32 protein-coding genes are annotated in these 24277 nt (G+C 42.9%); 24 read left to right on the forward strand and 8 right to left on the reverse strand.

The window, feature by feature from the left end; all coding sequences use genetic code 11:
• Window positions 1–178 precede the first annotated feature (178 nt).
• The 6 genes from VC178_RS08530 to VC178_RS08555 all read left to right on the forward strand — a co-directional run bounded on the left by VC178_RS08530 (window position 179) and on the right by VC178_RS08555 (window position 4958).
• Window positions 179–1369 (forward strand): MFS transporter, encoded by a 1191-nt coding sequence (locus VC178_RS08530; RefSeq protein ID WP_323482227.1) that lies wholly within the window; start codon window positions 179–181, stop codon window positions 1367–1369.
• 133 nt (window positions 1370–1502) lie between these two features.
• On the forward strand, window positions 1503–2165 hold the full coding sequence (locus VC178_RS08535) for an FMN-binding negative transcriptional regulator (protein ID WP_323482228.1): 663 nt from the start codon (window positions 1503–1505) through the stop codon (window positions 2163–2165).
• Window positions 2166–2290: 125 nt separating this feature from the next.
• Window positions 2291–3247: a sodium-dependent bicarbonate transport family permease gene (locus tag VC178_RS08540; RefSeq protein WP_323482229.1), complete on the forward strand. Its 957-nt coding sequence runs from the start codon at window positions 2291–2293 to the stop codon at window positions 3245–3247.
• Between the two features lie 124 nt (window positions 3248–3371).
• Window positions 3372–4055, forward strand: coding sequence for a glutathione S-transferase family protein (locus tag VC178_RS08545; protein WP_323482230.1), 684 nt, complete (start codon window positions 3372–3374; stop codon window positions 4053–4055).
• Between the two features lie 19 nt (window positions 4056–4074).
• Window positions 4075–4464, forward strand: coding sequence for a tautomerase family protein (locus VC178_RS08550; RefSeq protein ID WP_323482231.1), 390 nt, complete (start codon window positions 4075–4077; stop codon window positions 4462–4464).
• Window positions 4465–4550: 86 nt separating this feature from the next.
• On the forward strand, window positions 4551–4958 hold the full coding sequence (locus VC178_RS08555; protein WP_216123325.1) for a cupin domain-containing protein: 408 nt from the start codon (window positions 4551–4553) through the stop codon (window positions 4956–4958).
• A 55-nt stretch (window positions 4959–5013) separates the two neighbouring features.
• On the opposite strand, the gene VC178_RS08560 is transcribed toward VC178_RS08555, so the two are convergent.
• Window positions 5014–5586: a hypothetical protein gene (locus tag VC178_RS08560; RefSeq protein ID WP_323482232.1), complete on the reverse strand. Its 573-nt coding sequence runs from the start codon at window positions 5584–5586 to the stop codon at window positions 5014–5016.
• 71 nt (window positions 5587–5657) lie between these two features.
• Here VC178_RS08560 and VC178_RS08565 point away from each other — a divergent pair, with 71 nt between their 5' ends.
• The 11 genes from VC178_RS08565 (at window position 5658) to VC178_RS08615 (ending at window position 12744) form a co-directional block, all read left to right on the forward strand.
• Window positions 5658–6011, forward strand: a complete 354-nt coding sequence (locus VC178_RS08565) for a winged helix DNA-binding protein (RefSeq protein ID WP_215296020.1) — start codon at window positions 5658–5660, stop codon at window positions 6009–6011.
• Window positions 6012–6167: 156 nt separating this feature from the next.
• The gene (locus tag VC178_RS08570; RefSeq protein WP_323482233.1) at window positions 6168–6752 is read left to right on the forward strand and encodes a histidine phosphatase family protein; all 585 of its coding nucleotides are present in this window, start codon (window positions 6168–6170) and stop codon (window positions 6750–6752) included.
• Between the two features lie 137 nt (window positions 6753–6889).
• Entirely contained in the window at window positions 6890–7414 is a 525-nt protein-coding gene (locus VC178_RS08575; RefSeq protein WP_251372063.1) for a superoxide dismutase family protein, read from the forward strand.
• Between the two features lie 152 nt (window positions 7415–7566).
• Window positions 7567–8013 carry a tetratricopeptide repeat protein gene (locus tag VC178_RS08580; RefSeq protein WP_323482234.1) on the forward strand — a complete coding sequence of 149 codons (447 nt, stop codon included), beginning with the start codon at window positions 7567–7569 and terminating at the stop codon, window positions 8011–8013.
• A gap of 67 nt (window positions 8014–8080) precedes the next feature.
• Window positions 8081–8449 (forward strand): phosphate-starvation-inducible protein PsiE, encoded by a 369-nt coding sequence (locus tag VC178_RS08585; protein WP_215296019.1) that lies wholly within the window; start codon window positions 8081–8083, stop codon window positions 8447–8449.
• Between the two features lie 63 nt (window positions 8450–8512).
• The gene (locus VC178_RS08590; protein ID WP_216178002.1) at window positions 8513–9067 is read left to right on the forward strand and encodes a peroxiredoxin; all 555 of its coding nucleotides are present in this window, start codon (window positions 8513–8515) and stop codon (window positions 9065–9067) included.
• A 118-nt stretch (window positions 9068–9185) separates the two neighbouring features.
• Window positions 9186–9512 carry an ArsR/SmtB family transcription factor gene (locus VC178_RS08595; RefSeq protein WP_216127222.1) on the forward strand — a complete coding sequence of 109 codons (327 nt, stop codon included), beginning with the start codon at window positions 9186–9188 and terminating at the stop codon, window positions 9510–9512.
• Between the two features lie 115 nt (window positions 9513–9627).
• Window positions 9628–10107 (forward strand): arsenate reductase ArsC, encoded by a 480-nt coding sequence (locus tag VC178_RS08600; RefSeq protein ID WP_215319304.1) that lies wholly within the window; start codon window positions 9628–9630, stop codon window positions 10105–10107.
• A complete protein-coding gene (locus tag VC178_RS08605) occupies window positions 10104–10745 on the forward strand; it encodes an MIP/aquaporin family protein (RefSeq protein ID WP_323482235.1) in 642 nt (213 codons plus the stop codon). Before VC178_RS08600 ends, VC178_RS08605 begins: the two co-directional genes overlap by 4 nt.
• Before the next feature lie 464 nt (window positions 10746–11209).
• A complete protein-coding gene (locus tag VC178_RS08610) occupies window positions 11210–11893 on the forward strand; it encodes a haloacid dehalogenase type II (RefSeq protein WP_323482236.1) in 684 nt (227 codons plus the stop codon).
• 56 nt (window positions 11894–11949) lie between these two features.
• The gene (locus VC178_RS08615; RefSeq protein ID WP_216127213.1) at window positions 11950–12744 is read left to right on the forward strand and encodes a substrate-binding domain-containing protein; all 795 of its coding nucleotides are present in this window, start codon (window positions 11950–11952) and stop codon (window positions 12742–12744) included.
• 1 nt (window position 12745) lies between these two features.
• On the opposite strand, the gene VC178_RS08620 is transcribed toward VC178_RS08615, so the two are convergent.
• Both VC178_RS08620 and VC178_RS08625 read right to left on the reverse strand, forming a co-directional pair.
• Window positions 12746–13516, reverse strand: coding sequence for a MipA/OmpV family protein (locus VC178_RS08620; RefSeq protein ID WP_323482237.1), 771 nt, complete (start codon window positions 13514–13516; stop codon window positions 12746–12748).
• Between the two features lie 32 nt (window positions 13517–13548).
• Entirely contained in the window at window positions 13549–14193 is a 645-nt protein-coding gene (locus VC178_RS08625; RefSeq protein WP_323482238.1) for a histidine phosphatase family protein, read from the reverse strand.
• Window positions 14194–14299: 106 nt separating this feature from the next.
• Between VC178_RS08625 and VC178_RS08630 the strand changes: the two genes are divergently transcribed.
• Window positions 14300–15172, forward strand: coding sequence for a DMT family transporter (locus VC178_RS08630; RefSeq protein ID WP_323482239.1), 873 nt, complete (start codon window positions 14300–14302; stop codon window positions 15170–15172).
• A gap of 388 nt (window positions 15173–15560) precedes the next feature.
• Window positions 15561–15758, forward strand: a complete 198-nt coding sequence (locus VC178_RS08635; protein ID WP_323482383.1) for a DUF2798 domain-containing protein — start codon at window positions 15561–15563, stop codon at window positions 15756–15758.
• Window positions 15759–16000: 242 nt separating this feature from the next.
• Here the strand turns inward: VC178_RS08635 and VC178_RS08640 are convergent, their stop codons facing one another.
• Window positions 16001–17629, reverse strand: a complete 1629-nt coding sequence (locus VC178_RS08640) for a peptide chain release factor 3 (RefSeq protein WP_323482384.1) — start codon at window positions 17627–17629, stop codon at window positions 16001–16003.
• 56 nt (window positions 17630–17685) lie between these two features.
• Window positions 17686–18423, reverse strand: a complete 738-nt coding sequence (locus VC178_RS08645; protein ID WP_215320988.1) for a pseudouridine synthase — start codon at window positions 18421–18423, stop codon at window positions 17686–17688.
• Window positions 18424–18523: 100 nt separating this feature from the next.
• Here VC178_RS08645 and VC178_RS08650 point away from each other — a divergent pair, with 100 nt between their 5' ends.
• Together VC178_RS08650 and VC178_RS08655 are read left to right on the forward strand one after the other, a co-directional pair.
• Window positions 18524–19852 carry a dicarboxylate/amino acid:cation symporter gene (locus tag VC178_RS08650; RefSeq protein WP_323482240.1) on the forward strand — a complete coding sequence of 443 codons (1329 nt, stop codon included), beginning with the start codon at window positions 18524–18526 and terminating at the stop codon, window positions 19850–19852.
• Between the two features lie 24 nt (window positions 19853–19876).
• Entirely contained in the window at window positions 19877–20494 is a 618-nt protein-coding gene (locus VC178_RS08655) for a carboxymuconolactone decarboxylase family protein (RefSeq protein WP_323482241.1), read from the forward strand.
• 44 nt (window positions 20495–20538) lie between these two features.
• Here the strand turns inward: VC178_RS08655 and VC178_RS08660 are convergent, their stop codons facing one another.
• Together VC178_RS08660 and can are read right to left on the reverse strand one after the other, a co-directional pair.
• Window positions 20539–21480 carry a lipid A biosynthesis acyltransferase gene (locus VC178_RS08660; protein ID WP_323482242.1) on the reverse strand — a complete coding sequence of 314 codons (942 nt, stop codon included), beginning with the start codon at window positions 21478–21480 and terminating at the stop codon, window positions 20539–20541.
• Complete coding sequence (gene can / locus VC178_RS08665) at window positions 21446–22111, reverse strand: carbonate dehydratase (RefSeq protein ID WP_323482243.1); 666 nt, start codon at window positions 22109–22111, stop codon at window positions 21446–21448. Before can ends, VC178_RS08660 begins: the two co-directional genes overlap by 35 nt.
• A gap of 22 nt (window positions 22112–22133) precedes the next feature.
• Here can and VC178_RS08670 point away from each other — a divergent pair, with 22 nt between their 5' ends.
• A complete protein-coding gene (locus tag VC178_RS08670; RefSeq protein WP_216178012.1) occupies window positions 22134–22430 on the forward strand; it encodes a DUF167 domain-containing protein in 297 nt (98 codons plus the stop codon).
• A 9-nt stretch (window positions 22431–22439) separates the two neighbouring features.
• On the opposite strand, the gene VC178_RS08675 is transcribed toward VC178_RS08670, so the two are convergent.
• Window positions 22440–23342 (reverse strand): aspartyl/asparaginyl beta-hydroxylase domain-containing protein, encoded by a 903-nt coding sequence (locus VC178_RS08675; RefSeq protein WP_323482244.1) that lies wholly within the window; start codon window positions 23340–23342, stop codon window positions 22440–22442.
• A gap of 152 nt (window positions 23343–23494) precedes the next feature.
• Here VC178_RS08675 and VC178_RS08680 point away from each other — a divergent pair, with 152 nt between their 5' ends.
• Complete coding sequence (locus VC178_RS08680; RefSeq protein WP_323482245.1) at window positions 23495–23860, forward strand: hypothetical protein; 366 nt, start codon at window positions 23495–23497, stop codon at window positions 23858–23860.
• Between the two features lie 112 nt (window positions 23861–23972).
• Complete coding sequence (locus tag VC178_RS08685; RefSeq protein WP_087908896.1) at window positions 23973–24257, forward strand: HU family DNA-binding protein; 285 nt, start codon at window positions 23973–23975, stop codon at window positions 24255–24257.
• Window positions 24258–24277 lie beyond the last annotated feature (20 nt).

Here is a 24277-nt window from a genome sequence, read left to right on the forward strand (position 1 = left end):
ACACAAATTTGAGCTTTTCATCCATCTTCGTACTTTCATTCCACGGCATAGAGTGGTCCCTCCTATGCCAAAAACTGTAAAGTATGTGTCCGGTATAAAGTGTTAACTATGTGTCGAGTCGTACAACCAAAACCACCTTCGGGTGGTTTTTTCATTGGACCTCAGTTACATTGTTGCTATGAAAGCGCTCAAGAAAAGAATCCTGGGGTCTTGTTGTGGTGCCCATATTCTTCATGATGGATACACCGACCTTCTGTATGTCATGTTTCCTATTTGGCAAATGGCATTTGGTTTATCGCTTGCTGAGGTTGGCTCTTTAAAGACTTTATATTCAGGGGCAATGGCTTCGTTACAAGTTCCATCAAGTATGTTGTCAGAAAAGGTCGGTGAAAAACGCCTATTGCTATTCGGCACTCTGATTGCGGCAATTGGGTTTTTATTGTCTGGTTGGACTACCAGTTTTTTAGGTTTGGCGGCCTGTTTAATTCTTAGTGGTATTGGCGCAAGTGTTCAACACCCCCTCTCCTCCTCATTAACTTCCCATGCTTTTGAAGGCTCGGAATTAAGGGGTGCTCTGAGCACATATAACTTTTCTGGCGATATAGGGAAGGTGTTGTTGCCATCACTCTGTGCGGCTTTATTGGCAGTCTGGGATTGGCATACCGTAACCAGCGTGATGGGGCTCTTGGGATTGTTGGCTGTAATGTTCTTAGCAGTTGTTCTGCCTAAAACAACGGTTACTAATCACTCTAAGACCCAGCTAGATGAGGCATCAGGTGATACAAGCCGAAAAGGCGCGAGTAGTAACTTTCTTAATCTAGGCTTTATTTCTTTATCGTCAATTGCTGCGATCGATAGCGCTACTCGTATGGGCTTTCTAACGCTACTACCTTTTTTATTAATGTCTAAAGGTGCCACAGTCACGCAGGTAGGCTTTGCGCTGAGCTTAACTTTTGCAGGTGGCGCCGCAGGTAAATTTGTTTGCGGGTTTATCGCAGCTCGATTTGGCGTAATCAAAACCACTTTGATAACAGAGATTGCCACGACTATTCTGATGGCTTTAACCCTGCCAATAAATCTTGATGTTGTTATGTTGATGTTGCCATTAGTTGGTGTTGCCTTAAATGGAACATCCTCTGGGCTTTATGGAACTGTCCCCGAGTTAGTTCCGCCGCATATGCGATCAAGAGCATTTGGAGTGTTTTATACGGTAACAATTGGTGCCGGTGCTATTTCACCCCTTGTTTATGGTTTTATCGGTGATAGGCTAGGGGTCCCTAATACTATTGCCCTAATTGCTGGCTCAGTATTAATGGTGCTGCCGCTGACTTTGGGTTTGAAAAAAGTCTTTAGAAGATTACAAGTCTAGAGCTAGGATTGGATATCTTTAGGCTTGGTCAATTCCGCCTCAGGCCACCAAGAAACACCAAAACCACCTTCGGGTGGTTTTTCACTTATGGGTTTGGTATTGATTTTTAATCAATAGATGTTTTAATTAGCAGATGTATATCCCTTCACATTTTCTTGAGACTGATCCAGAGAAGATCTCTCAATTTATTAAAACTCACCCACTTGGACTAATGGTTGCCAATGTTGATGGGGATCTGGTTGGAAACCACCTGCCTTTTATGGCCCTCAATGGAAACATAGCCGTTGGGAGCAAGTTAATTTCACACACAGCCAAGGCAAATCCAATATGGAAAATTGGCGAGAAAAAGCAAAAAGTATTACTGGTCTTTTCAGGGCATGAAACGTATATCAGCCCATCTTCGTACCCTACAAAGAAAGAAACTCATAAAGTTGTTCCTACCTATAACTATTTAAGCGTTCACATCAATGGAACGTTATCGGCTATCCAAGATGAGGAGGGCAAGCATTACATTGTGAAGATCCTGACGGAGAAAATGGAGTCAAGCAGAAAAGATCCGTGGGCCGTTACAGATGCTCCAAAAGATTACATTGAAACGATGCTGGCAAACATTGTAGGAGTCGAATTGCTGGTTGAAAAAATCGAAGCCAAATGGAAGGTTAGTCAAAATCGTCCTGCCAGGGACCGTCAAGGCGTTATTGACGATCTCAGGGGAAATGCAGGGGATTCAAATAGCCTAGAGATGGCAAAAGAGATTGAAGCGCTAGGTGGTTTGAGGCCGGATGATCAATCCTAGGCCTTGGTCGATTTCGCCCCGGGCCAACAAGAAACACCAAAACCACCTTCGGGTGGTTTTTTCATTTAGTCCTCAGACTATATGGGGCTAATGCAAGAAGTTCCAAAATTACCTAAGATGTTGATATGAGTAATTTCTTAGACCCAGCAATTCTCTTCTTTGTCTTTGGTGCTTTTGCTGGTGCCGTGAAATCCAATCTAGAAATTCCTCAGCCCATTGCTAGATTTTTATCTTTATATCTCTTGATGGCCTTAGGCTTAAAGGGCGGCTTTGCGCTTCATAAATCAGGCTTTACTCTTGAGATTGGTTTAGCGCTTGGCTTGGCAATATTTCTAGCAATCATCATTCCGTTGATGGGCTATCTAGTTCTTAGAACCAAACTCAATAACTATGATGCCGCGGCTATAGCCGCCACTTATGGTTCAGTGAGCGCGGTTACTTTTATCACCGCAACCCAAGCACTGGATCAATATGGCATTGCGTTTGGTGGACATATGGCAGCTGCGATGGCCTTGATGGAATCCCCAGCAATTATTCTGGCAATCTTATTGGCAAATAAGGCGAGAGCATCAGCTACAAACTCAAAGCAGTCTGTGGGCATATCAAAGATTCTTCACGAATCATTTACTGATGGCGCACAACTTCTTCTACTGGGTTCAATGATCGTTGGTTTAGTGAGTGGTGATGCTGGCCAAAAAATAATGGCCCCATTTTCAATCGATTTATTCAAAGGAATGCTCGCCTTCTTCCTGCTGGATATGGGCTTGATGGCCGCTAAGAACTTTGATGGATTAAAAGGTAAGCCGCCCATTACTTTGTTCTACGCAATTGGAGCGCCTTTGGTTCACGCCTCTATCGCACTGGGGCTATCTAAATTACTAGGTTTGCCATTGGGCGATACCGTTTTGTTAATGGTGCTTGCCGCCAGCGCTTCTTACATTGCTGTGCCAGCAGTATTAAGGCATGCACTTCCTGAAGTAAACCCCGCTTTATATATGGGGATGTCATTGGGCATTACTTTCCCCTTTAATATCATCTTGGGAATTCCGCTTTATGCCTATATTGCTGGACTAACTTACTAGATCGGATTGAGCATCCTCGGCCCTGGCGATTCCGCCCCGGGCCACCAAGAAACACAAAGACCACCTTCGGGTGGTTTTTCATTTGTGGGTATTATTAAAAGAGACTGACTTCTAGGAATAAAAAATGCTTAAGCTCTACTATCACCCATCACCCAATCCAGCGAAAGTAGCTCTGTATTTAGAAGAGACCAATACGCCTTACGAAATTATTGTGACTGATACCCGCAAGGGCGATCAACATAAACCAGAATTTAGAGCAATCAATCCTAATGGGAAGACCCCCGCCTTAGTCGATGGTGATATTAAGGTGTTTGATAGCAATGCCATCATGCTGTACTTAGGCGAAAAGATCGGCAAGTTCATGCCAGCAAATACCCCGCAAGCACATGCTGAACTGTATTCATGGCTTATGTTTGTTGCTACCGGCATTGGGCCGTATTGTGGGCAAGCTGTTCATTTCAAACACTTTGCTCCAGAGCCAAAAGAATATGCGGTCAATCGCTATGATTTTGAGGCATGGCGTCACTGGTTATTAATTGAAGAGCATCTAGCTAAACAGCCTTATATGCTCAGTGACTACAGCATTGTGGACATGTCTGTTTGGGGTTGGGCCAGAGTGATTCCGTTTGTATTGGGTGAAGGTGTCTGGGAAAAGTTGCCTAGTGTGAAGCGATTGTTAGATGAAATTAACGCTAAGCCAAGCGCTCAGGCTGTTGAAGCTATTAAGACCAAATTTACTTTCAAGACAGAAGTTGATGAAGAATCCAGAAAGAATCTTTTTCCAAGTAATGAGCGGCTCAAGAAATAAAAATCAAGGAGATATTTAGATGCCATTTGTCAGAATCGATTTGAGTAAAAAACATCCAGAAGGTTTTGCCCAACAAGTAGGCGAGATTGTTTATCAAGTGATGACGACGCATATTAATGTGCCTAAAGATGATAAGTTTCAAGTTATTACTAAGCACGAAAGTCAAGAGCTAATCGTACCTAAAAGTTATCTAGGCATTGAGTATTCTGAAGACATTATTTTTATTCAGGTGACTTTAAATGAGGGTAGAACTACTGAGCTGAAAAAAAAGTTCTACAAAGCCATATGTGAAGGCTTGGTTGAAAGACTTAAAGTTAGACCTCAAGACATTGTCATCAATTTGATTGAGGTGAATAAAGAAAACTGGTCATTTGGTAATGGTGAGATGCAATACGCCCCCAAAGATTAGCGATTCTAGGGCCTAGTAGTCTCATATATCCTCACATAGAATCGGTTTACGATACGATATTTACATCAATTTAATAGGGACCGAAAATGAAACTAGCAAAATGGCTTGGGCTGGGTTTGTCGATCAGTTTTTTTATGGCCCACTTTGCGTTCGCGCAGACGCAGACTGACGAGTTGCGACCAAAACGTACGGTACTTCAAAAATCGGATGTGGGTAGCACCGGAAGAGAGGCCACTTTGCAGATTGTTGAGTTTCCAGCTGGCGCCGCTGAAGTTCCTCATACCCATCCTGGCGAATTGGTAGGATATATATTAGAGGGTTCTGTAGATTTAATGGTTGAAGGAAAACCGATGGCCTCTTTGAAAGAAGGCGATGGTTTTATTATTGAAGGCGGTAAAGTACATGCTGCAAAGAATACGGCCAAAGGGATCACCAAATTATTGGCAACCGTGATCTTGGAAAAAGGTAAGCCAACTTCGGCCCCTGCCAAATAAGACTTAGTCAGAAATCTTAGGATATCTCCAGCATGAAGCGTTCTTAAAAAGGGCGCTACTCAATCAAGTTATCTCTGCCTAGCCTTCCTTTAACTAAGTCAATTCCATATTTAATAACGGCCACAAACAATATTGAGCCTACAGTATCTCCGCAGAACATGGCAATGAAATGATTCCAACTGCCAGAATCTAGACCCATTATCACAAACCAAAGTTGATGTAGGCCTGAACTCAGGAATGAATATGCAACGATTATCACCAAGAGCTGTCTTAATGAAATGTTACTAAGATCGGGCTGAACTTTGAGGTTGTGAATGACAAAGTGCCTACCTAGTAGTGGCGCTATCCCACAGATAAACGCAATGCCTAAGGTGGAGCTCAGATCATATTCGTAAAAGCCAATGTAGTTAATTAAGAGTGAAGCAATGGCTAGGCCAATTGCGCCAGAGTAATCTAATATTAGAGTGATAAAAATACGAATGCCTGCAGGGAGAAAAATCCAATTAACCCCCCTGGCATCTTCAAGTGGTGCCGTGATGGCTTGATTGAAATAAAAGAATGCCATATACAGAGCAGCGCTAAGGATGATTTCGAAGAGAAATTGGCTAGAAGCCTTGAAAATAGGCATTAAATGATTATGAATTTAATTGGTGCATAGCATAGTGGTGTTTACCCTTCGGGGGGGGTAGAATTGAGATTATGAAAGCTATTAACCCTTCAGCCTATATTCGTTTTTTAAATTGCTTAGATGGCCTTGATCATATGAATCCAGGCAAGAAGCTAGACGCAACCGAAGAGCAACTTCTGAACAAGATTACCTTGGCTGCCACTCAAGGCAAGGAGCTTTTGGTGGGCGATTTAATTTCCTTAAGTGAGCTAGGCTCACAAGCGACGCTCCACGGACGTATTAAGAATTTAGTCGCCATGGGTTATGTAAAGCTCAATGAAGATAAGACTGATGGGCGTAAAAAATTTGTGATTCCTACGACAAAAGCGATTAAGCATTATGAGCATTTATCTGCCTGTCTAGAAAAAGCTCTAAAGAGTGGTTAAGCTGGATTAGAGATCCTTGGCTCTTGCTGATTCCGATCCGGGTTACCAAGAACTCAATAATGCCCCGCTTTATGCGGGGCATTATCTTTTGGTCTGGCAGGATTGATGGTCCTCGATTAGGATGGTGTGGCTGACTTGCAAAATGACAAAATTTTTATGAATCGTATTAATCGAACCATTACTACATGTATTTTTTTACTGAGCAGTCTTTGTATTACTCAGCAAGTAATGGCTACTCTGGCAAATGATTTGCAGGATGGTCAGCATGTGCTGTTAATGAGGCACGCTGATGCTCCTGGCTATGGAGATCCTGCTGGGTATGTCATTAGCCAGTGTTCCACTCAGCGTAACTTAGATGATTACGGCAAAAGACAAGCTAAGGCAATAGGGGTGTGGTTAGCTAGCCAAGGTATTCAAAAGGCAGACGTGTTTAGTAGTCCATGGTGTAGATGTTTGGATACAGCAACTCTTCTTAATAAGGGCCCAATAAAAATTGAGCCATCACTCGGCTCATTTTTTGACAATATGAGCCTAGAAAAGAAGCAAACCAAAGAATTGGAGGGGCTAATTAAAAGTGAGCTGTCTAGGCAATCTAAGGCGCCACTCATTCTGGTAACACACCATGTCAATATTCAGGCCTTCACTGGCAAAGTAGTTGGGGTGGGCGATATGGTTTTGGTGAAGGTGAATAAAAACGGAGAACATCTTTCCCATGCACTTTATCCTAGTCCCAAGCCCTGAGGGCAGAGTTTGATACCGTCCGCCCTTAAATAAATTAATAAGACTACTTTGAAAGAGGTCTTTTTTGATTTAATGGTATTTTTGTGAGAATCAGGCAAGATCTAACTTGCAGCAATATAAACAAAAGGAGACAGGTAATGATTAAAGGGATTTCTTTAACAATGGGCGCGCTTGCAGTTATGTCTTTGGTGGCTTGCCAATCAATGGAGCATGGAACCGGCCAAAAAGCATCGGCCACCCTGGATTCACGTTCTGGATCAAATACAAAAGGTACGGTTAACTTTGTCTGGCAAGGACATGATGTTTTGGTAACCGGGAACTTTTCCGGATTAAAGCCAAATGCTGAGCAAGGATTTCATGTTCATGAAAAAGGAGATTGCTCTGCTCCAGATGCAACCAGTGCAGGCGGACACTTTAATCCAGACACAAAGTCACATGGTATGCCTGGAAGCGGCTCAAATCATGCTGGAGATATGCCAAATATTAAATCGGACGCCAATGGCAATGCAGTGTATTCGGCAAAGTTAAGTGGGTTTGCAGTTAATAGTGGCCCTACTGGAATATTGGGAAGATCAGTTGTTGTTCATCGCGACCCTGATGATTACAAATCACAGCCAGCTGGTAACTCAGGCCCCAGAATTGCCTGCGGTCTAATTAAGTAAGGTGGAGCATTCAAGGCTTCGATCGATTCTGCTTGGAGCCGCTAAGAAATACTAAAGCCACCTTTGGGTGGTTTTAGTGTTTTCATACGCATGCTATTCAAGTAGTAATTAAATAATCAGCAAAAAAGATTCTCTAACTTATAGGCTTTCAAATGAAAAAAATATTTCTAGCGGCACTATGGTTTATTTCCATGGTTGGACTATCTCAAGCTGCAGATACTGTACCTATTAAGTCAGACCCGGCTTGGCTAACAGAGTCAAGGGCAAGCATTAAAGCTGAAAAATATGATCAGGCAATAAAACAATTACAGGCTGCCAATGAAACAAGTTCTGCTGATTGGAATAATTTGTTGGGTTACAGTCTTCGCAAGAAACAGCCGCCGGACTTGGTTGGGGCTGAAAAGTATTATCAAGCCGCCTTGAAAATAGACCCAAATCATCGCGGTGCTCTTGAGTATTACGGCAAGCTAAAGTTAATTAACAATGACTTACCAGGCGCTGAGGCATTATTGGCAAGATTAGATAAAGTTTGTACATTTGGATGCGAGGAATATTCAGATTTAAAAGAGGCTACACAAAAATATAAGTCTAGAAAGTAGAGTGAGATATACCCTGCACATATTGGAGCGTATTTAAAATTGAATTCCAAATTAAAAAGGTCAGCATATGAACGTTAAAAATATCATTGGCTTTGTTGAAAAATTATTTTTAATTACTATTGCGATTTTTACTATTGCAGCAATGGGCCAAGAGGTTTTTTCCCTTATTAGTAGCCGTCGTGTTGAGCTACAAGATCTATTGCTGATGTTTATTTATGCCGAGGTACTTGGGATGCTGGCAGCCTTTTATTCTAGCCATCGTATTCCTATAACAATCCCTTTATTTATTGCAATGACTGCATTGAGTAGATTAATTATCCTTCAGGGCAAAGATGGAAACCCTTCAATCCTGCTCTATGAGAGCGGGGCTATTATCTTGATTGCTGGAGCTTGCTGGATTATTAGTCGTGTCAATATGCTTAAAGAAAATGATTAGTGCCTGATGCAACAGTTTGAATAACAGCGTTGCTGAAAATATTGCATTGACTATCCTAGATCTATGACAAACTTCAATGAGCTTCCTGCAGGTCTGCCAATTCCTCAAGACGATGGCTCGACCAATCATTTGAAGGGAATGAAATTACCCAAGATTTCCTTAAATGCCACCAATGGTAAGGCTATTCATTTTGGTGATATCAAAGGCAAATTAGTTATCTATTGTTATCCGATGACAGGGCGACCGAATGTTGCTTTACCTGATGGCTGGGATCAAATTCCTGGGGCAAGAGGCTGTACGCCGCAAAGTTGCTCGTTTAGAGATCACTATCAAGAGCTTCAAGCATTAGGTGCTGAGCTTGTAGGTTTGAGTGTTCAATCCACTGAATATCAAAAAGAAATGGCTGATAGACTGCATCTGCCATTTCCAGTTGTCAGTGATGCGAGCTATCAATTTCAAAAAGCATTGAATATGCCAACCTTTGTAACATCAGGGATGACTTTATTGAAGCGGGTTACATTAATTGCTAATCATGGCGTGATTGAAGCTGTTCACTATCCAATCTTCCCAAGCGATAGTGATCCGGCTTGGGTAATTGATTATTTGAAGAGCCACTAGGCTTAGATATCCTAGGCCCCCAAGCATCCTTCCTAGCAACTTCTAAATTTTATGAATATGGGTATTGGGTGAAAAATTATGTAACCTCTTTGTCATATATTTCCATTATTATAGAAACATGAAAAATATAGAAGCTGTTGAGGCATTTGTTGCGCTAGGACAAGAAAGCCGTCTTAATGTATTTCGCTTGATTGTTCAAAAAGGGGATGTTGGCTTAACGCCCAGTCAAATTATTGAGAAGTTAGGCATCCCCAATGCAACTTTGAGTTTTCACTTAAAAGAATTGGTGAATGCCAATCTTTTGGTAGTTGAGCGCCAAAGTAGAAATTTAATCTACCGACCTAATACGAACTTAGTAAATACCTTAAGCGACTTTTTGTTGGAAAACTGTTGTGGTGGCAAGTCTTGTGAGGTCCCCAAGAAAAAGAAGGTGAGCTGCAAATGAAAAGACTACGGTTTTATATCAAGGCTGCCGATATTCAGGCCCCCATGCCACTGGCTATAGTTTAAATTTTATCGATCACTAAAAAATCTTATTACTAATTAACTAAAGACAAGCAATGAAGCAATACAACATTCTCTTTCTCTGTACGCATAATTCTGCACGCTCAATTTTAGGCGAGGCGCTTGCCTCGACTCATCCCAGTGGCAAGCTTATTGGTTTTTCTGCTGGCTCGACCCCAGGCACATCTGTTAATCCTATTGCTAGGGAGTTGGCATTGGAGATGGGCATGGATCCAGCAAAATTAAAGTCTAAGAGCTGGGACGTCTTCGGAGAGCCTAATGCGCCGAAGATGGATTTCATTATTACTGTTTGTGACAATGCGGCTGGTGAGCAATGTCCATTCTGGCCTGGTAATCCTGCAACAGCGCATTGGGGCTTTCCTGACCCATCACAAGTGCAAGGTACTGACTTGGAGAAAAAGGCAGCTTTTGTTAATGTGATGAACGGACTTCAGAAGCGCATTGATATTCTTGCTGCGATGCCATTAGATAAATTGGATTCAATGAGCCTAAAAGAGATTCATACAAAAGCATGAGAAGCTATCTCAGTGAGTTTGTTGGCACAGCACTATTGTTGGCAATAGTGGCAGGGTCTGGCCTGATGGGCGAGTCTTTGGCCGCTGGCAATGCCGCAGTTGCTTTGCTTGGAAATAGTATTGCTACTGGAGCAGGACTTTACGCTTTGATTGTGTTACTGGGCCCCATCTCAGGTGCTCATTTCAATCCAGTCGTGAGCCTGATGTTTTGGAAGCTAGGACATCTCGATTTCAAAAAGATGTTGGCTTATTGGGGCTGTCAGTTCACTGGCGCTATTGCTGGAATATGGCTAACGCATTTGATGTTTAGTCTTCCTATCATTCAAGAATCAACCAAAGTCAGAACTGGCTTAGGTATTTGGATTAGTGAGTTTGTATCAACTCTCGTATTGCTTTCAGTAATTCATATTGGCGATCAAAAAGTAAAAGATCGAGTGCCCATGCTTGTTGCCTTAACTGTCACTGCAGGGTATTGGTTTACTTCCTCAACCTTCTTTGCGAATCCTGCAGTTGCTGTGGCAAGAAGTCTCACAAATACTTTTGTAGGCATTGCTCCAAATGATGTCTTCGGATTTGTACTTGCTGAAATATTGGCGGCATTGGTGATGGTTGGATTATTTTGTCGTTCAAAACGATAAACTTCTATAAACTTGGAAAATAGAGTTACTCAATAGGTGATCGATTGAACCTGTATAAGCTTTTCCTTATCTATTTTATATTTTTGTTAAGTGCATGCGTCAGTCACCCTCCTGCACAACTCTCAGAATCTACGAATACGGGCATTAAGGGCGATCAGTATTGGACTTTAGATTTTTTCTACTTTTATAAAGGCAAGCAAACGCATACAAAAGCTTTTGAGTTCGTGAATCGAAGAGATTGTTTTGAGGCGATGTATCAAATGCAGGTAGACGCAAGAAAAGAAGCTAGTCATAGTGGGTCGGGGATATGTAGTAAACGATTCGTAGAGGGCCAAAAAAGAACTCATGACGACGTGCTGGGCTACAGATAGCCGACATAGTCAAAGAATTCATATCTTTGGCTTTAGTCGATGCCATTCCTTAGTACCGAGCGATAATAAAAAATAATCAATTCAAGGGGTGACATGTATAAGCTAATTGCATTCGATGCCTACGGAACGTTGTTTGACGTTTACTCCATGGGAGAATTGGCAGAAGCATTGTTTCCTGGACATGGTCAAACGCTGTCATTGATGTGGCGCGATCGGCAAATTGATTACACCCGTCTTGTCACTATGAGCGACCCTAGTGCCGTTGGTAGTAAACACTATTTGCCATTTTGGGATCTAACCATTCGCTCACTGCGCTATGTCTGTAAGCGATTAGGATTAGGGCTGACTGCATTAATAGAAAAGCAGTTAATGGATCAATATGCCAAGCTCAGTAGTTTTGAAGATAGCTTGATGGTTCTTCAAGAAATAAAAAAACGTGGCGCCTCTACTGCAATTCTGTCTAATGGCAGTAGAGAGATGCTCGCTACAGTAGTAGAAAGCAATGGCCTTAAGCCGTATTTAGATAAAGTGGTCACGATTGAAGAGGTGCGTTTATTTAAGACCGCCCCCCAGGCATATGAGTTGCTACTCAAATCATTTCCTGTAAAAAAAGAGGAAGTCTTATTTGTATCAAGCAATGCTTGGGATGCACTAGCAGCTAAATGGTATGGGTATGACGTATTTTGGGTAAATCGTCTTGGGCATCCATTCGAGGAAATTGGCGAGCGACCAAATTTTGAGGGTAACTCTTTAAGCAAGGTTTTGGAAGTCATTTGAAGAAACTAAGCTGTTACTATATTTCTTATCTTGCTCTGATCTAACATTCACTAAAAATGAAAATTATTCACTCACTTAGAGTCACGACCTTCATTTTTCTTGCAGCTGTATTTTTTGTAAGTCCCTCATTTGCTGCAGAGATAAAGGTCATTACTTCGGGTGCCTTTGCAGAAGCCCTCAAAGATCTAGTGCCCGAGTATGAAAAACAATCTTCTAATAAAGTTATCATCTCTTATGGCTCTTCGATGGGAAGTGCGCCTGACTCTATTCCTTCAAGACTCTCCCGAGATGAAAAATTTGATGTTTTGATTTTGGCGGCGCCTGCATTAGAGCGCTTCATTCAGAGTGGCGCAGTACAGTCAGGAAGTAGGGTCGATTTGGTTGCGTCCGTGATTGGCGCTGCAGTTCGGGCGGGTTCGCCAAGGCCCGATATCAGTACTGTCCCCGGACTGAAGCAAGCCTTACTGAATGCAAAGTCTGTGGCATATTCTGCTAGCGCTAGCGGAACCTATTTATCTGCAGAATTATTTCCAAAGCTAGGCATTGCAGAGCAGATGAGTAAAACGGCAAAGAAGATTTACAGCGAGCGTGTAGGGACAGTGATTGCTAGAGGAGACGCTGAGTTAGGCTTTCAGCAGGTTAGCGAATTGATTCCCATACAAGGGATTGATTTCATTGGTGAGATTCCACAAGAAGTGCAGCAGACAGTTTTGTTTTCAGCGGGCATTACTAGTAATGTGAATAGTCAGGTTGCATCGAGAGATTTAATTGCATATTTAGCTTCGCCAAAGGCTGCACCAACAATACAAAAAGCTGGTCTTAAGCCTCTCCTTCCTGCTTTACCTTGGTAGACTATTTAAAGCGATACGCTAGAGCTGCAAAAATATTATCTTGAAATGAGCGGTTCATCACTGGGCTGTTATTAATTCCGCCACCCATCCACTTCCGTTTGCCATAAATATTGACATACCAGTTATCGACCACGGGGATTTCCACCAGCAAGCCTGCTAATACATTATTAGTTGCTGGGGCGCTGTAAGCGTTGTAGCCTGTAAGTGAAGACTCTCCAGGATTGATGCCATAGTAATAGTTGGCATATTGACTTGATTGGCGTTCCACCCCAATTTGTGGATACACAACCACTTTTTTATATGTTTCAATTTCAGCGAAGTAGAGAAGCTCATAAAGTGCCCCCTTAGATTTTCCAAAGTCGTGATAGGCGTTCACAAAAAAACCACCAATGGGTGTTTCTTGAAAAGTGCCTAATCCTAAGGGAATTGGATCGCTACGATTAATAGAGTTGCCATTGATTGGTGACTTCACTTTATAGGAATCTAAATTAATTTTTCCGATGACCTCAAAATAGCCATAACCCATTTTAAAAGTCTTGATACCCACTTCATCGATGCGAACAAAGAATCGTTGGTAATCAAAAAAAGCATAAGGCATCACAATGGATTGGGTACCTTCGGTTCCGATGTGTAGGTTAGAGGTGTAGACTGCAGCCCCAATGTCTCCGACGATGCGATCGGGGATGCCATCAGGTACATTTTCAGCGGCATAAATTGGCATTGAGAATGCTGCCAATAGAAAAGAGAGCTGTATTGTTTTAATGAATCTCATGAGCTCATCATAGGCGATTTCAGTTGCAAGACCTAAAGATCTACATTATCGAGCGCTAAGCTTCCTAAATGACTGGTATCTGCCCAGCGATCTACTTTCCACGAAGATCCATCATGGCTAATCCAGTTGAGCGAGGCATTCGGCACAGATACAGTCCTTTCTGCTTCTAAGGCTTGATTGCTTGCTAGTCGATACATCATCTCTATGGCGCCACCGTGACTGACCAGCAAAATCGTTTTACCCAAGTGTTGCATGCGAATTGTTTCAAGTCCTCTGTGAATGCGCTCTGCAAAGCGTTTGATGCTTTCGCCACCACGTAAGTCATGCTCTATATTTCTACTCAGATGGATATTCCATAGTTCGGGCTCAAGATATGGCGCATCGATTATGGTGAGCCCTTGAAGTGCTCCCAAATGACGTTCTCTTAGTGCTTCAGCAGTAATTGCATTCACCCCAAATATTTCTTCGATGGCCTTAGCAGTTTTGACTGCTCGTAGAAGGTCACTTGTATAGAGGACGTCAAACTGCAGATTGATTTTCTTGAGGGCTTTCGCCATCTGTAGGGCTTGTTTTACCCCATGAGTATTCAGATCAATATCGGTATGGCCTTGAAGTCGACGTGCGACATTCCAGTCGGTTTCACCATGGCGCACTAAGCAGAATCGAGTGGTAGTCATGAGGCAATGATAAAGGTGGGCGCCTTCTTCAGCAGAATTTGTATATTAGATCCCGTCAAGCCCGCTTTATTAATACAATAGATTGACTAATTTATAAAGGGCGACGGTGAACAAAGAAAGCAAAGGAATGTTGATTGGGTTTATCGGCATCCTGATCTTTAGCCTAACCTTGCCTGTCAGCAAGATTGCCATTCTCAGTTTTAATCCTTACTTCATTGCCTTTGGTAGGGCATGTTTAGCAGGTCTAGTGGCGTTAGCCTATCTTGTATATAAGCAGGCTCCGTTTCCTAGTAAAACGGATTTAGTTAAGTTTATTGTGATTGCATTAGGTGTCGTATTTGGCTTTCCAATTTTTACAACGGTTGCTATGAAGGAAGGATCTTCTTCTCATGGCGCCGTTATTCTAGGCATGATGCCATTAGCTACAACGGTGATCGGAGTTCTGCGCTTTAAGGAGCGCCCTTCCCTAGGTTTTTGGTTTGTTTCCTTACTGGGTGCTGCCTTGGTAGTTATTTATGCGCTACTCAAAAGTGCTGGTAGCTTTACTTACATAGATGGCTTATTGGTGCTCGGGGGTATTTGTGCTTGTATAGGGTATGTTGAGGGCGGCGAGTTATCTCGAAAGATGAATCCCCGCGCAGTTATTTCTTGGGCATTAGTCATTTCACTGCCAATCAATATAGTGATGTCTTATTTAACATTCCATTCGGAATATTGGAGCGCTGATGCGATCGCGTGGACCAGCTTCGTTTACTTAAGTCTGTTTCCAATGTTCTTAGGATTTTTCTTTTGGTACGAGGGTCTCGCTATTGGCGGCATTGCCAGAGTGAGTCAGGTGCAGCTGATTCAACCATTCTGCACCTTAATAGCTGCAAGTATTTTCTTGGGCGATCATCTTACTTTGATGAATATGGTCTTTGCTTTTTTAGTCGTATCGACTGTCATCTTGAGCAAAAAAATGCTGGTCAAGCGCAGGTAACTGCCGACAGAAAGAAAAAGCCCCGTTAATCGGGGCTTGGTATTTATGCTGTAATCATTTGGATCTTATTTAGTGCTCGCAAAATTTTGCTTTTTTCTTTTGGTTTGGTGCTGGTTTCCATAAGCTTAGTGAGCTGAGCTGGGTTAAGTGGCCCTAGGCGTGTTTTGCCTGTTTTTGTGAGCATGGGATCGTTTTTTCTGTTTTTTTGGTTTTGGCCTACAGCCATTCGTATTCCTAAAGTAAAGGAGTGATGAATCTAGGGCAATGCTCTAAAGATTCCCCTATTTAGGGCGCGAGATAGTGATCACCACTCAGAATAACAGTTAAAAAAATCAAGCGCTATGATTAGGTGATGATAAATCTTCCGGCCCTTATCTTTTCCTTGGTAATGGGTTTTTTAATGTCATTGAGTATCACTTTGGTGGCAACCTTTGTTCGCATTGGTGCTGCAGAGAGCTTCTTCTCGGTATGGCTTGAGGTGTGGGCTATAGCCTATCCTGTAGCTATTATTTGTATCTTGATATATCGACCATTTGCCACTAAGGTAAGCGCTGTAATCATTGAGAAATTAACAGGACCAAAGTGAAGAGATCTTTTTTATTAGCGTTATGCAGTTTTGCATTCATGGGGTGCGCAGCCGTCTTCACGGATGCATCCGATGCAAATCACGTAACCTTTTTAAATAGCAGTGGCGAATCAATCGAACAGCTTACTCAAAAAGCGAATGCTTACTGCGCGCAATACGGCAAGAAGGCTTCTTTTAAAAGCGCTGATTCATCTTTGCTTGTTGTGTTCAACTGCAATGCCGCTCGCCAATAAAGGTTGCTATTAGCCAGCTAGGTCTGATTGATAAATCAGACCTGCATGCTCCCTCAGTGCATGGAACTGAATTGATTCCCAGCGTTGTTGAGCAACATCCAATTCTGATTTATGAGAGGCAAGAAATACCGATGCGCCGACCACATCTTCTGCCATGCGATGAATATTTTCCTGGGTAAATTTTTTCAGTGCAACAGGATCATCTGAGCTAACCCAGCGAGCTAAGCTATAGCGTGCTGGAAGAAGTCGTACCTCAGCACCATATTCAGTTTGCAGTCGATGACTAACTACTTCAAATTGCAGTTGGCCAAAAGCACCGAGTAACATTGTGCCCCCAGCCATTGGACGAAATACTTGAATGGCTCCTTCTTCGCCTAGCTGCATCAAGCCAGTTCTTAATTGCTTTGACCGCAATGGATCGGCAGACTCAACCATACGAAAAATTTCAGGGGCAAAAAATGGTAGTCCAGTAAATTGCAGCTGCTCACCTTCAGTAAGAGTGTCACCGAGCCGCAGTAAACCATGGTTTGGTAAGCCGATGATGTCACCTGGAAAAGCTTCATCCAAAATGTCACGTCGTTGCGACAAGAATGATAGGGCATTATTGGTGCGAACTTCTTTGCTATTGCGACAAATCTTGAGCTTCATGCCGCGCTGAAAGTGACCAGAGCAAATCCGCAAAAATGCCACGCGGTCTCGATGCGCGGGATCCATATTGGCTTGAATTTTGAAGACTACAGCTGAGAATTTATTTTCAGCCGGACTTACTTCGCGTTGCAATGCTTTACGTGAGCCAGGGGATGGCGCTAATTCAACCAAGGTATTCAGAATTTCTCGTACACCAAAGTTATTAATGGCTGAGCCAAAGAAAACAGGCGACTGGCGACCGGCTAAGAATGCCTCCCGATCAAACGCTGGCATGGCTTCTTTGATTAAGGCAACTTCCGCCAAGGCATTTTCTAAATCTATGCCCAAACGCTCTTTCAGGGCCGGGTCATTGACATCAACGACGGCATGAGAATCTTCGGTCACACGATCTTCACCAGCTTTAAACATGCGCATGCGCATATTGGCAATATCGATTACGCCAGCAAAAGATTTGCCCATACCCACAGGCCAAGTAAATGGAACAACTTCAATGCCGAGCGCAGATTCAATTTCATCCATCAGCTCCATCGGCGGCTTTACTTCTCTGTCCATCTTGTTGATGAAGGTAACAATCGGCGTGTTACGCGCGCGGCAGACTTCTAATAAGCGTAGGGTTTGTGATTCAACACCATTAGCCGCATCAATTACCATCAAGGCAGAATCAACTGCTGTTAATACGCGATAGGTATCTTCAGAAAAGTCTTGGTGCCCCGGAGTGTCGAGCAAATTAATAATGCAATCACGATATTCCATCTGCATGACAGAACTGGCTACCGAGATTCCACGTTGCTTTTCAATTTCCATCCAGTCAGAGGTTGCGTGCCTACTAGCTTTACGTGCCTTGACACTTCCTGCAATCTGAATTGCACCTGCATACAGTAATAGCTTTTCAGTCAGCGTTGTTTTACCCGCATCTGGGTGAGAGATGATGGCAAAGCTGCGACGTCTAAGTACTTCTGCGGCTGGGGTGCTGGAGGTGGAGGTATCGATGGTAATTCTGCGCTGGTTAATCTAGGTAAGGACGCAATTATAAGCGTCTAAGCCTTTTAGAATTGCTCTTCCGGCCTTACAAATCGCCATTGGCCTGGAGGTAGTGGCCCCAAAGAGATGCGACCCATTCTGACGCGTTTCAAGCCCAGCACTTTTAGCCCCACCATTTCGCACATGCGACGAATTTGACGCTTACGACCTTCGCGTAGAACAAACCGCAATTGATCTTCGTTCTGCCAGCTCACTTGTGCTGGCTTAAGCGCCACGCCATCTAGAGAGAGGCCATGTTTAAGACGATCTAAATCTTCAAAAGAGAGTGCTCCTTCAACCCGTACTAAATATTCTTTTTCAATCGGACTGTTCTCGCCAATCAGTAGTTTGGCAATGCGCCCATCTTGCGTTAAGACCAGCAAGCCTGTGGAGTCGATATCCAATCTACCAGCGGGAGCAAGTCCCTTGGTGTTGAAGCGCGGATTTCTACCTTTATCCAGCGGACTACCAAAGTAGTTTTCTGGAGTGATGAGAGATGCTGCCGGTTGATATTCTTGCTCATCATCATAATGTGAGATATATCCAACAGGCTTATTGAGGATGACGGTGATACGAGATGCTTGCTGCACTTTGGCGCCAGATTGCAATTCAATTTTTTGATGACGATAAGCACGAACACCTAGTTCATTTACCACTTCACCATCTACTGTGACTAAGCCTTGCTCAATATAAGAGTCGGCCTCGCGTCTAGAGCATAAGCCCAGTTCAGATAGTAATTTAGAGACGCGAACTTTTTCTTCCATATCTGCATTATCCGATAAAGCCTGAGCCTACTTGGTGCGCGGCACCACTTCACATTGACTACACTACGACATTGCAGAATATTCAATCAAGGAAGAAGTAATGACTGTTATCTTAAAAAAGCCACCGATTTATAAAATCCTTTATTTTCAGGTGCTTGTAGCCGTTGTCCTTGGTGTTTTACTGGGTCATTTATATCCATCTCTTGGAACAGAGATGAAGCCTTTCGGCGATGCCTTCATTAAAGGCATCAAGATGCTGATTGCCCCGATTATCTTTTGTACGGTTGTAGTAGGTATTGCTGGCATGGAAGATATGAAGAAAGTCGGTAAAACTGGCGGTATTGCACTTTTGTATTTTGAGATTGTGAGCACTATTGCCTTAATAGTAGGTCTTGTCGTTGTGAATGTCCTGCAGCCTGGTGCAGGTATGAATATTGATCCAGCGAGTTTAGATACCAAAGGTATCGCTGCCTATACCGGTCCTGGAAAAATGGGCACGACCACCGAGTTTTTACTCAACATTATTCCAAATACTGTAGTAGATGCATTTGCTAAAGGTGAAATTTTGCAAGTACTATTTATTGCCGTGTTGTTTGGATTTGCATTGCATCGCTTTGGTGGGCGCGGAACTTTGGTATTTGATTTAATCGAAAAGTTCTCGCACGTGTTGTTCGACATAATTGGCATCATCATGAAATTTGCACCAATCGGTGCTTTTGGTGCAATGGCTTTCACGATTGGAAAGTACGGCGTTGGCTCTTTGTTTTCTCTAGGTAAATTGATGGGAACCTTCTACATCACCTGCCTGCTTTTTGTGTTTGTAGTGCTTGGAATAATTGCGCGCCTAAATGGTTTTAGCATCTTTAAATTTGTGCGTTATATCAAAGAAGAACTCTTAATTGTTCTAGGTACATCTTCTTCAGAGTCTGTCTTGCCGCGCATGATGGAAAAAATGGAGCTCTTAGGCGCTAAGAAAAGTTGTGTGGGCTTAGTAATTCCAACGGGCTATTCATTTAATTTGGATGGCACATCTATCTACTTAACAATGGCTGCAGTATTTATTGCGCAAGCGACAGATACCCCGATGACCATCATGCAGCAAATTACGCTATTGCTAGTCTTATTATTGACCTCCAAGGGCGCTGCAGGTATTACGGGAAGCGGCTTCATTGTCTTGGCTGCAACGCTCTCAGCGGTTGGTAACGTTCCTGTTGCAGGCCTAGCAATCATCTTAGGTATTGATCGCTTCATGTCAGAAGCGCGGGCATTGACTAACTTAGTGGGTAATGGCGTGGCTACGATTGTGGTTGCTAAGTGGACGAGCGAATTAGATCAAAAGCAATTGACCGAAGTTCTGAATAAAGATAATTGGATCGAAGCACAAGAGCCAGAATTGATTCTAGACAAGAAGCAAGAAACAATGAAATAAATTTCTCATTAGAGGAGGCTAAAAATGAAGCACGGTAGCTTATTGTTGATTGCAGCACTAGTATGTAGTGAGGTGGCGTTTGCTCAAACGCGCCTCCCTGAAATTCCCCTTGATCAATACACGGCAGAGCAAAAGAAAGCTGCCCAAGAATTTGAAGTGGCGCGCAAGAAGGCACCATGGGGGCCTTTTGCGATGTTGATGTATAGCCCGCAATTGATGAATAATGCACGCGCTATGGGCGACTATCTGCGCTATAACTCTGCATTCGATAGTCTACTCAGTGAATTTGCAATTCTCATCACTGCGCGCGAGTGGACGCAAGATTATGAGTGGTATGTTCACTATCCAATTGCCATTAAGGCTGGGTTAAAACCAGAAATTGCTCAGGACGTAAAAGAGGGCAGAAGGCCAATAGGCATGACTGAAGATGAGTCGATTGTCTATGACTTCACTATTGAGTTACAAAGAAATAAACGTGTCTCTGATGCTACATTTGCTAAAACTGAAAAGCGTTTTGGCAAAAAAGGCGCAGTTGATTTGGCGGGGATAGCAGGCTACTACACCTTTTTGGCTATGGAGATGAATATGGCAAGGCATCAGATACCCGCCAGTGCTGAGCGCCTGCCGCGATTCCCGGAGTAGTCTCGTCCAGTCCCTCCGCTTTTTTCATGGCAAGCGAGAGTCCTCTACTTAGAAGGGCTGTAGGGGTTTGATTCGTGGTTAGGGCGATTTTTAAAGCGCTTATGAACCCAATAATATTCAGCGGGGCGAAGGCGAATTTCTTTTTCGAAAATTTGATTGAGTCGAGCGGTGTCAGACTTAACGCTATCCCCCGGGAAATTTTCTAAGGGCTTACTGATCTCGCAAAGATAACCAGACTCATCATCTTTGAGAGTGGTGACCATCATACAAACATCGGCGCCAGTAATTTTTGCTAGGCGAGAGATGGTTGTAATGGTATTAGTTTCAATGCCGAAGAAAGGTACAAACTCAGAGTCTTTCATTCCCAAATCAATGTCTGGTGCAATGATGATGAAGTCGCCATTACGAATTTCGCGGATGATTGCTTTGGCATTGCCTTGACGATCTATCGAGTTGCCTCCAAAACGGTTGCGCCAGTCAATAATTTTTCGATTAAAGAATGGATTTTTCATGCGCTGAAAAAATCCTGAAGTTCGCGGCCAATCCATCCGTTTTGCTAGCGCACTCAAAATAATACTACCCTCGATTCCTGTGAAATGCATGTTCACCAGAATGCGCGGCTTACGACTTTTGAGGTCAACAGCTGACTTCACTTCAATCATTTTGCTCAATTGTTTTTCACTGCCAAGCCAGATAATACTTTTCTCTACAAGACTGCGACCCAGAAGACGCCAGTGTTTTTTTCTGAGAATATCAATTTCATCTGCATTGAGATTAGGAAAACACAATTGAAGGTTGGTTTTAACTACCCGGTTTCTATCCCCTGGCAATCTGGCAGCAATAAAACCTAAGCCATATCCAATCGATACTAAAATCTTATAGGGGAGTAGAGATAGGAGTTTAAGAAAAACTAGCCCTACATAATTAGCAAAAGATTTCAACAAACGAATTTTATTCTGTTTCGTAACGTTTGATCGATTTGGCATAGCGATCAAGCATCTCTTCCGTTGAGCTACTCGACATTCCTAAATCATTTACCAAGCCAGTGTCTAAGCGATAGGCCCAGCCATGCACGGTGAGGTCTTGACCGCGTGCCCACGCATCTTGAACAATCGTTGTTTCACATACGTTGACAACTTGCTCAATGACGTTGAGTTCGCAGAGACGATCTTGTCGTTTTGGCGTTGGCAACATTTCCCCCAAATAGCGCTCATGTTTTTGATGGACATCTTTTACGTGGCGCAACCAATTGTCAGCAAGACCAACGCGTCTATCGCTCAGGGCAGCATGAACACCAGCACAACCATAGTGACCCACCACTAAAATATGCTTGACCTTCAAAAGGTCAATGGCAAACTGAATTACTGACAAGCAATTCAGATCAGTATGAACAACGACGTTTGCCACGTTACGATGAACAAAAAGTTCGCCTGGCAATAAGTCCACAATCTCATTTGCGGGTACTCGACTATCAGCACAGCCAATCCAAAGATACTGCGGAGCCTGCTGATTGACCAAGCGCTTGAAAAAATCAGGATCCTTGGCGACCATGTTTTCCGCCCAGTGGCGATTGCTTGCAAATAGATGGTCTAAAGCTTGGGAATTTTTATATGGCATGGTTTAAGTTTAAAGTACTTTAATGACGCCGATTTGGTTAAAACAAACCCCCACTGGAATTGCCCTTACTTTGCATTGCCAGCCTGGTGCAAAACAGACCAAAGTAGTTGGTTTGCATGATGGCTGTCTGAAAATTTCTTTACAAGCTCCAGCCTTAGAAAATAAGGCAAATGAGCTTTTGTTGGCTTGGCTCTCTAAGCAGTTAAAAATTCCGCAAAAGCAGATTCAATTCATTTCTGGTCAAAATAGCCGTAAGAAGCAAGTGGAAATCTGGGGATCCATTAGCGCTGAGCAAATCGCTCAAATACTAAAGCCCTAAGAGGCGCGCTTACCAAAAGATGGCCCATAAAATACCTAAGATCAGCACCCATTTGCTGATGTAATAAACGGAGCGATGTTTTGCTTTCAGTTTTTTTGCTTGTGCCCTAAGGTGATAAAAGTAGGTAAATAAGACATTCACAAAGCCCACTTTTTCGCCAGCAACGTTTTGTGAGGCTGCAGCACTCATCACATAGTGCCCAAACCAGCGATTGAGCAGCTGAACTACTTTTGTATAGACAGGGCGCTCAACGTCGCAAAACAAGACTATGCGTTGATGATCAGTTTCATTGGCTGCAAAATGAATATAGGTTTCATCAAACATGACCGCTTCACCATCTTTCCAGAAATAACGCTCTCCATCCACCTCAATAAAGCATTTGGGGTCATTGGGGGTCACTAATCCAATGTGATATCGCAGGGATCCAGCATAGGGGTCACGGTGCCGCACCAGTGTTGCTCCAGGTGGTAGGGAGGCAAACATGGCCGCCTTGATGGAGGGAATCGATTTGAGAAGGGCCACGGTTTTAGGGCAACTTGTTTGTGCTGATGGCAGATCTTTGCCGTACCAATAGAGGTGAAAACGTTTCCAGCCCGTCCTAAAGAAGGAATTAAAGCCAATATCGTTATAGCCAGTAGCAACCGCAATGGCACCATCTGCATTTAAAGAAAGCGCTTCTTGGCGAATAGTTTCCCAGTTATCTTTTAAAGGTTGCATTTCGGGAAACTGGTTTACAGGGATAAATGCGCTAGCTTTGACCTTGGAAAATAAATACAGTAAAGCATTGATCGGCGCCAACAAGACTTGATAGTCGGTGAGCGATCTCACCACTCCAAAACGTACTCTCCCTCTGAAATAGACATAAATTGCTGAGATTACAAATATAAAAAAAATGATGTGACGAGCTTGCATGCGATTTGCCAATCCAAAGTAATGACTAACATTTTAATTTGTATGGAAGTGTTTAATTGACTATTTCTTGTCCCTATATCCTCATATACTCAAGGAGAATCAATATGGGCACCCAGTTAGGGTTAATGAGGATATAGAGCGGAGAAGATCGTATGAATGGCTTTATAAAGTGGCTCTTAAGCCTTGTTTTAATTGGCTTAGTGGGGATTGCGGGATATACATGGTTGATGCTCACATGGAGTTATGGCAGCGGAGAGCGGGCTGGTTATGTGCAAAAATTCTCTAATCGAGGATATCTTTGCAAAACCTGGGAAGGTGAATTGGCGATGGTTTCCATGCCTGGAACGATGTCAGAAAAATTCCTCTTTACGGTGCGTAATGATGCCGTGGCACAAAAAATAAATGCTAATCTAGGCAAAAAAGTAGCTCTAAAATATGATCAACACATCGGATTGCCAACAACATGTTTTGGGGATACTGAATATTTTGTGTCTGGTATAGAGGTTCTGGAAGATTAATTTGTAGTTGTTTTAAAAATTGTTGTTACGCAGCTTTATTTTTGTAATTTTTTGTGGTTAAAATCATGCAAGCGCAATGTGCGCCGATATCAATATCTATAAGGAGCTTCACTTGAACAAAGCCGAACTAATCGCAGCGATTGCTGACGACGCGGAGATCTCTAAAGCCAAAGCAGAATTCGCATTGAATTCTGCAATTGAGAACATTATTAAAGCTGTTACTAAAGGCGATTCAGTACAACTGATCGGCTTCGGTACTTTCGCATCTGGTAAGCGTGCTGCACGTATGGGCCGTAATCCAAAAACTGGCGAGCCACTCAAAATCGCTGCTGCTAAAACTGTTAAGTTTTCTGCTGGTAAGGCATTTAAAGATTCAGTGAACAAGCGTAAGAAGTAATTCTTCCTTTGTTAATAAAA

It is taken from the genome of Polynucleobacter sp. AP-Sanab-80-C2, from assembly GCF_035012965.1.
Lineage (GTDB): Bacteria > Pseudomonadota > Gammaproteobacteria > Burkholderiales > Burkholderiaceae > Polynucleobacter.

Excerpts from the sequence above, each read along its gene's own strand:
- VC178_RS08530 (WP_323482227.1), top strand. The coding sequence starts at position 179 with ATGAAAGCGCTCAAGAAAAGAATCCTGGGGTCTTGTTGTGGTGCCCAT.
- VC178_RS08535 (WP_323482228.1), top strand. The coding sequence starts at position 1,503 with ATGTATATCCCTTCACATTTTCTTGAGACTGATCCAGAGAAGATCTCT.
- VC178_RS08540 (WP_323482229.1), top strand. The coding sequence starts at position 2,291 with ATGAGTAATTTCTTAGACCCAGCAATTCTCTTCTTTGTCTTTGGTGCT.
- VC178_RS08545 (WP_323482230.1), top strand. The coding sequence starts at position 3,372 with ATGCTTAAGCTCTACTATCACCCATCACCCAATCCAGCGAAAGTAGCT.
- VC178_RS08550 (WP_323482231.1), top strand. The coding sequence starts at position 4,075 with ATGCCATTTGTCAGAATCGATTTGAGTAAAAAACATCCAGAAGGTTTT.
- VC178_RS08555 (WP_216123325.1), top strand. The coding sequence starts at position 4,551 with ATGAAACTAGCAAAATGGCTTGGGCTGGGTTTGTCGATCAGTTTTTTT.
- VC178_RS08560 (WP_323482232.1), bottom strand. The coding sequence starts at position 5,586 with ATGCCTATTTTCAAGGCTTCTAGCCAATTTCTCTTCGAAATCATCCTT.
- VC178_RS08565 (WP_215296020.1), top strand. The coding sequence starts at position 5,658 with ATGAAAGCTATTAACCCTTCAGCCTATATTCGTTTTTTAAATTGCTTA.
- VC178_RS08570 (WP_323482233.1), top strand. The coding sequence starts at position 6,168 with ATGAATCGTATTAATCGAACCATTACTACATGTATTTTTTTACTGAGC.
- VC178_RS08575 (WP_251372063.1), top strand. The coding sequence starts at position 6,890 with ATGATTAAAGGGATTTCTTTAACAATGGGCGCGCTTGCAGTTATGTCT.
- VC178_RS08580 (WP_323482234.1), top strand. The coding sequence starts at position 7,567 with ATGAAAAAAATATTTCTAGCGGCACTATGGTTTATTTCCATGGTTGGA.
- VC178_RS08585 (WP_215296019.1), top strand. The coding sequence starts at position 8,081 with ATGAACGTTAAAAATATCATTGGCTTTGTTGAAAAATTATTTTTAATT.
- VC178_RS08590 (WP_216178002.1), top strand. The coding sequence starts at position 8,513 with ATGACAAACTTCAATGAGCTTCCTGCAGGTCTGCCAATTCCTCAAGAC.
- VC178_RS08595 (WP_216127222.1), top strand. The coding sequence starts at position 9,186 with ATGAAAAATATAGAAGCTGTTGAGGCATTTGTTGCGCTAGGACAAGAA.
- VC178_RS08600 (WP_215319304.1), top strand. The coding sequence starts at position 9,628 with ATGAAGCAATACAACATTCTCTTTCTCTGTACGCATAATTCTGCACGC.
- VC178_RS08605 (WP_323482235.1), top strand. The coding sequence starts at position 10,104 with ATGAGAAGCTATCTCAGTGAGTTTGTTGGCACAGCACTATTGTTGGCA.
- VC178_RS08610 (WP_323482236.1), top strand. The coding sequence starts at position 11,210 with ATGTATAAGCTAATTGCATTCGATGCCTACGGAACGTTGTTTGACGTT.
- VC178_RS08615 (WP_216127213.1), top strand. The coding sequence starts at position 11,950 with ATGAAAATTATTCACTCACTTAGAGTCACGACCTTCATTTTTCTTGCA.
- VC178_RS08620 (WP_323482237.1), bottom strand. The coding sequence starts at position 13,516 with ATGAGATTCATTAAAACAATACAGCTCTCTTTTCTATTGGCAGCATTC.
- VC178_RS08625 (WP_323482238.1), bottom strand. The coding sequence starts at position 14,193 with ATGACTACCACTCGATTCTGCTTAGTGCGCCATGGTGAAACCGACTGG.
- VC178_RS08635 (WP_323482383.1), top strand. The coding sequence starts at position 15,561 with ATGGGTTTTTTAATGTCATTGAGTATCACTTTGGTGGCAACCTTTGTT.
- VC178_RS08645 (WP_215320988.1), bottom strand. The coding sequence starts at position 18,423 with ATGGAAGAAAAAGTTCGCGTCTCTAAATTACTATCTGAACTGGGCTTA.
- VC178_RS08650 (WP_323482240.1), top strand. The coding sequence starts at position 18,524 with ATGACTGTTATCTTAAAAAAGCCACCGATTTATAAAATCCTTTATTTT.
- VC178_RS08655 (WP_323482241.1), top strand. The coding sequence starts at position 19,877 with ATGAAGCACGGTAGCTTATTGTTGATTGCAGCACTAGTATGTAGTGAG.
- VC178_RS08660 (WP_323482242.1), bottom strand. The coding sequence starts at position 21,480 with ATGCCAAATCGATCAAACGTTACGAAACAGAATAAAATTCGTTTGTTG.
- can (WP_323482243.1), bottom strand. The coding sequence starts at position 22,111 with ATGCCATATAAAAATTCCCAAGCTTTAGACCATCTATTTGCAAGCAAT.
- VC178_RS08670 (WP_216178012.1), top strand. The coding sequence starts at position 22,134 with ATGACGCCGATTTGGTTAAAACAAACCCCCACTGGAATTGCCCTTACT.
- VC178_RS08675 (WP_323482244.1), bottom strand. The coding sequence starts at position 23,342 with ATGCAAGCTCGTCACATCATTTTTTTTATATTTGTAATCTCAGCAATT.
- VC178_RS08680 (WP_323482245.1), top strand. The coding sequence starts at position 23,495 with ATGAATGGCTTTATAAAGTGGCTCTTAAGCCTTGTTTTAATTGGCTTA.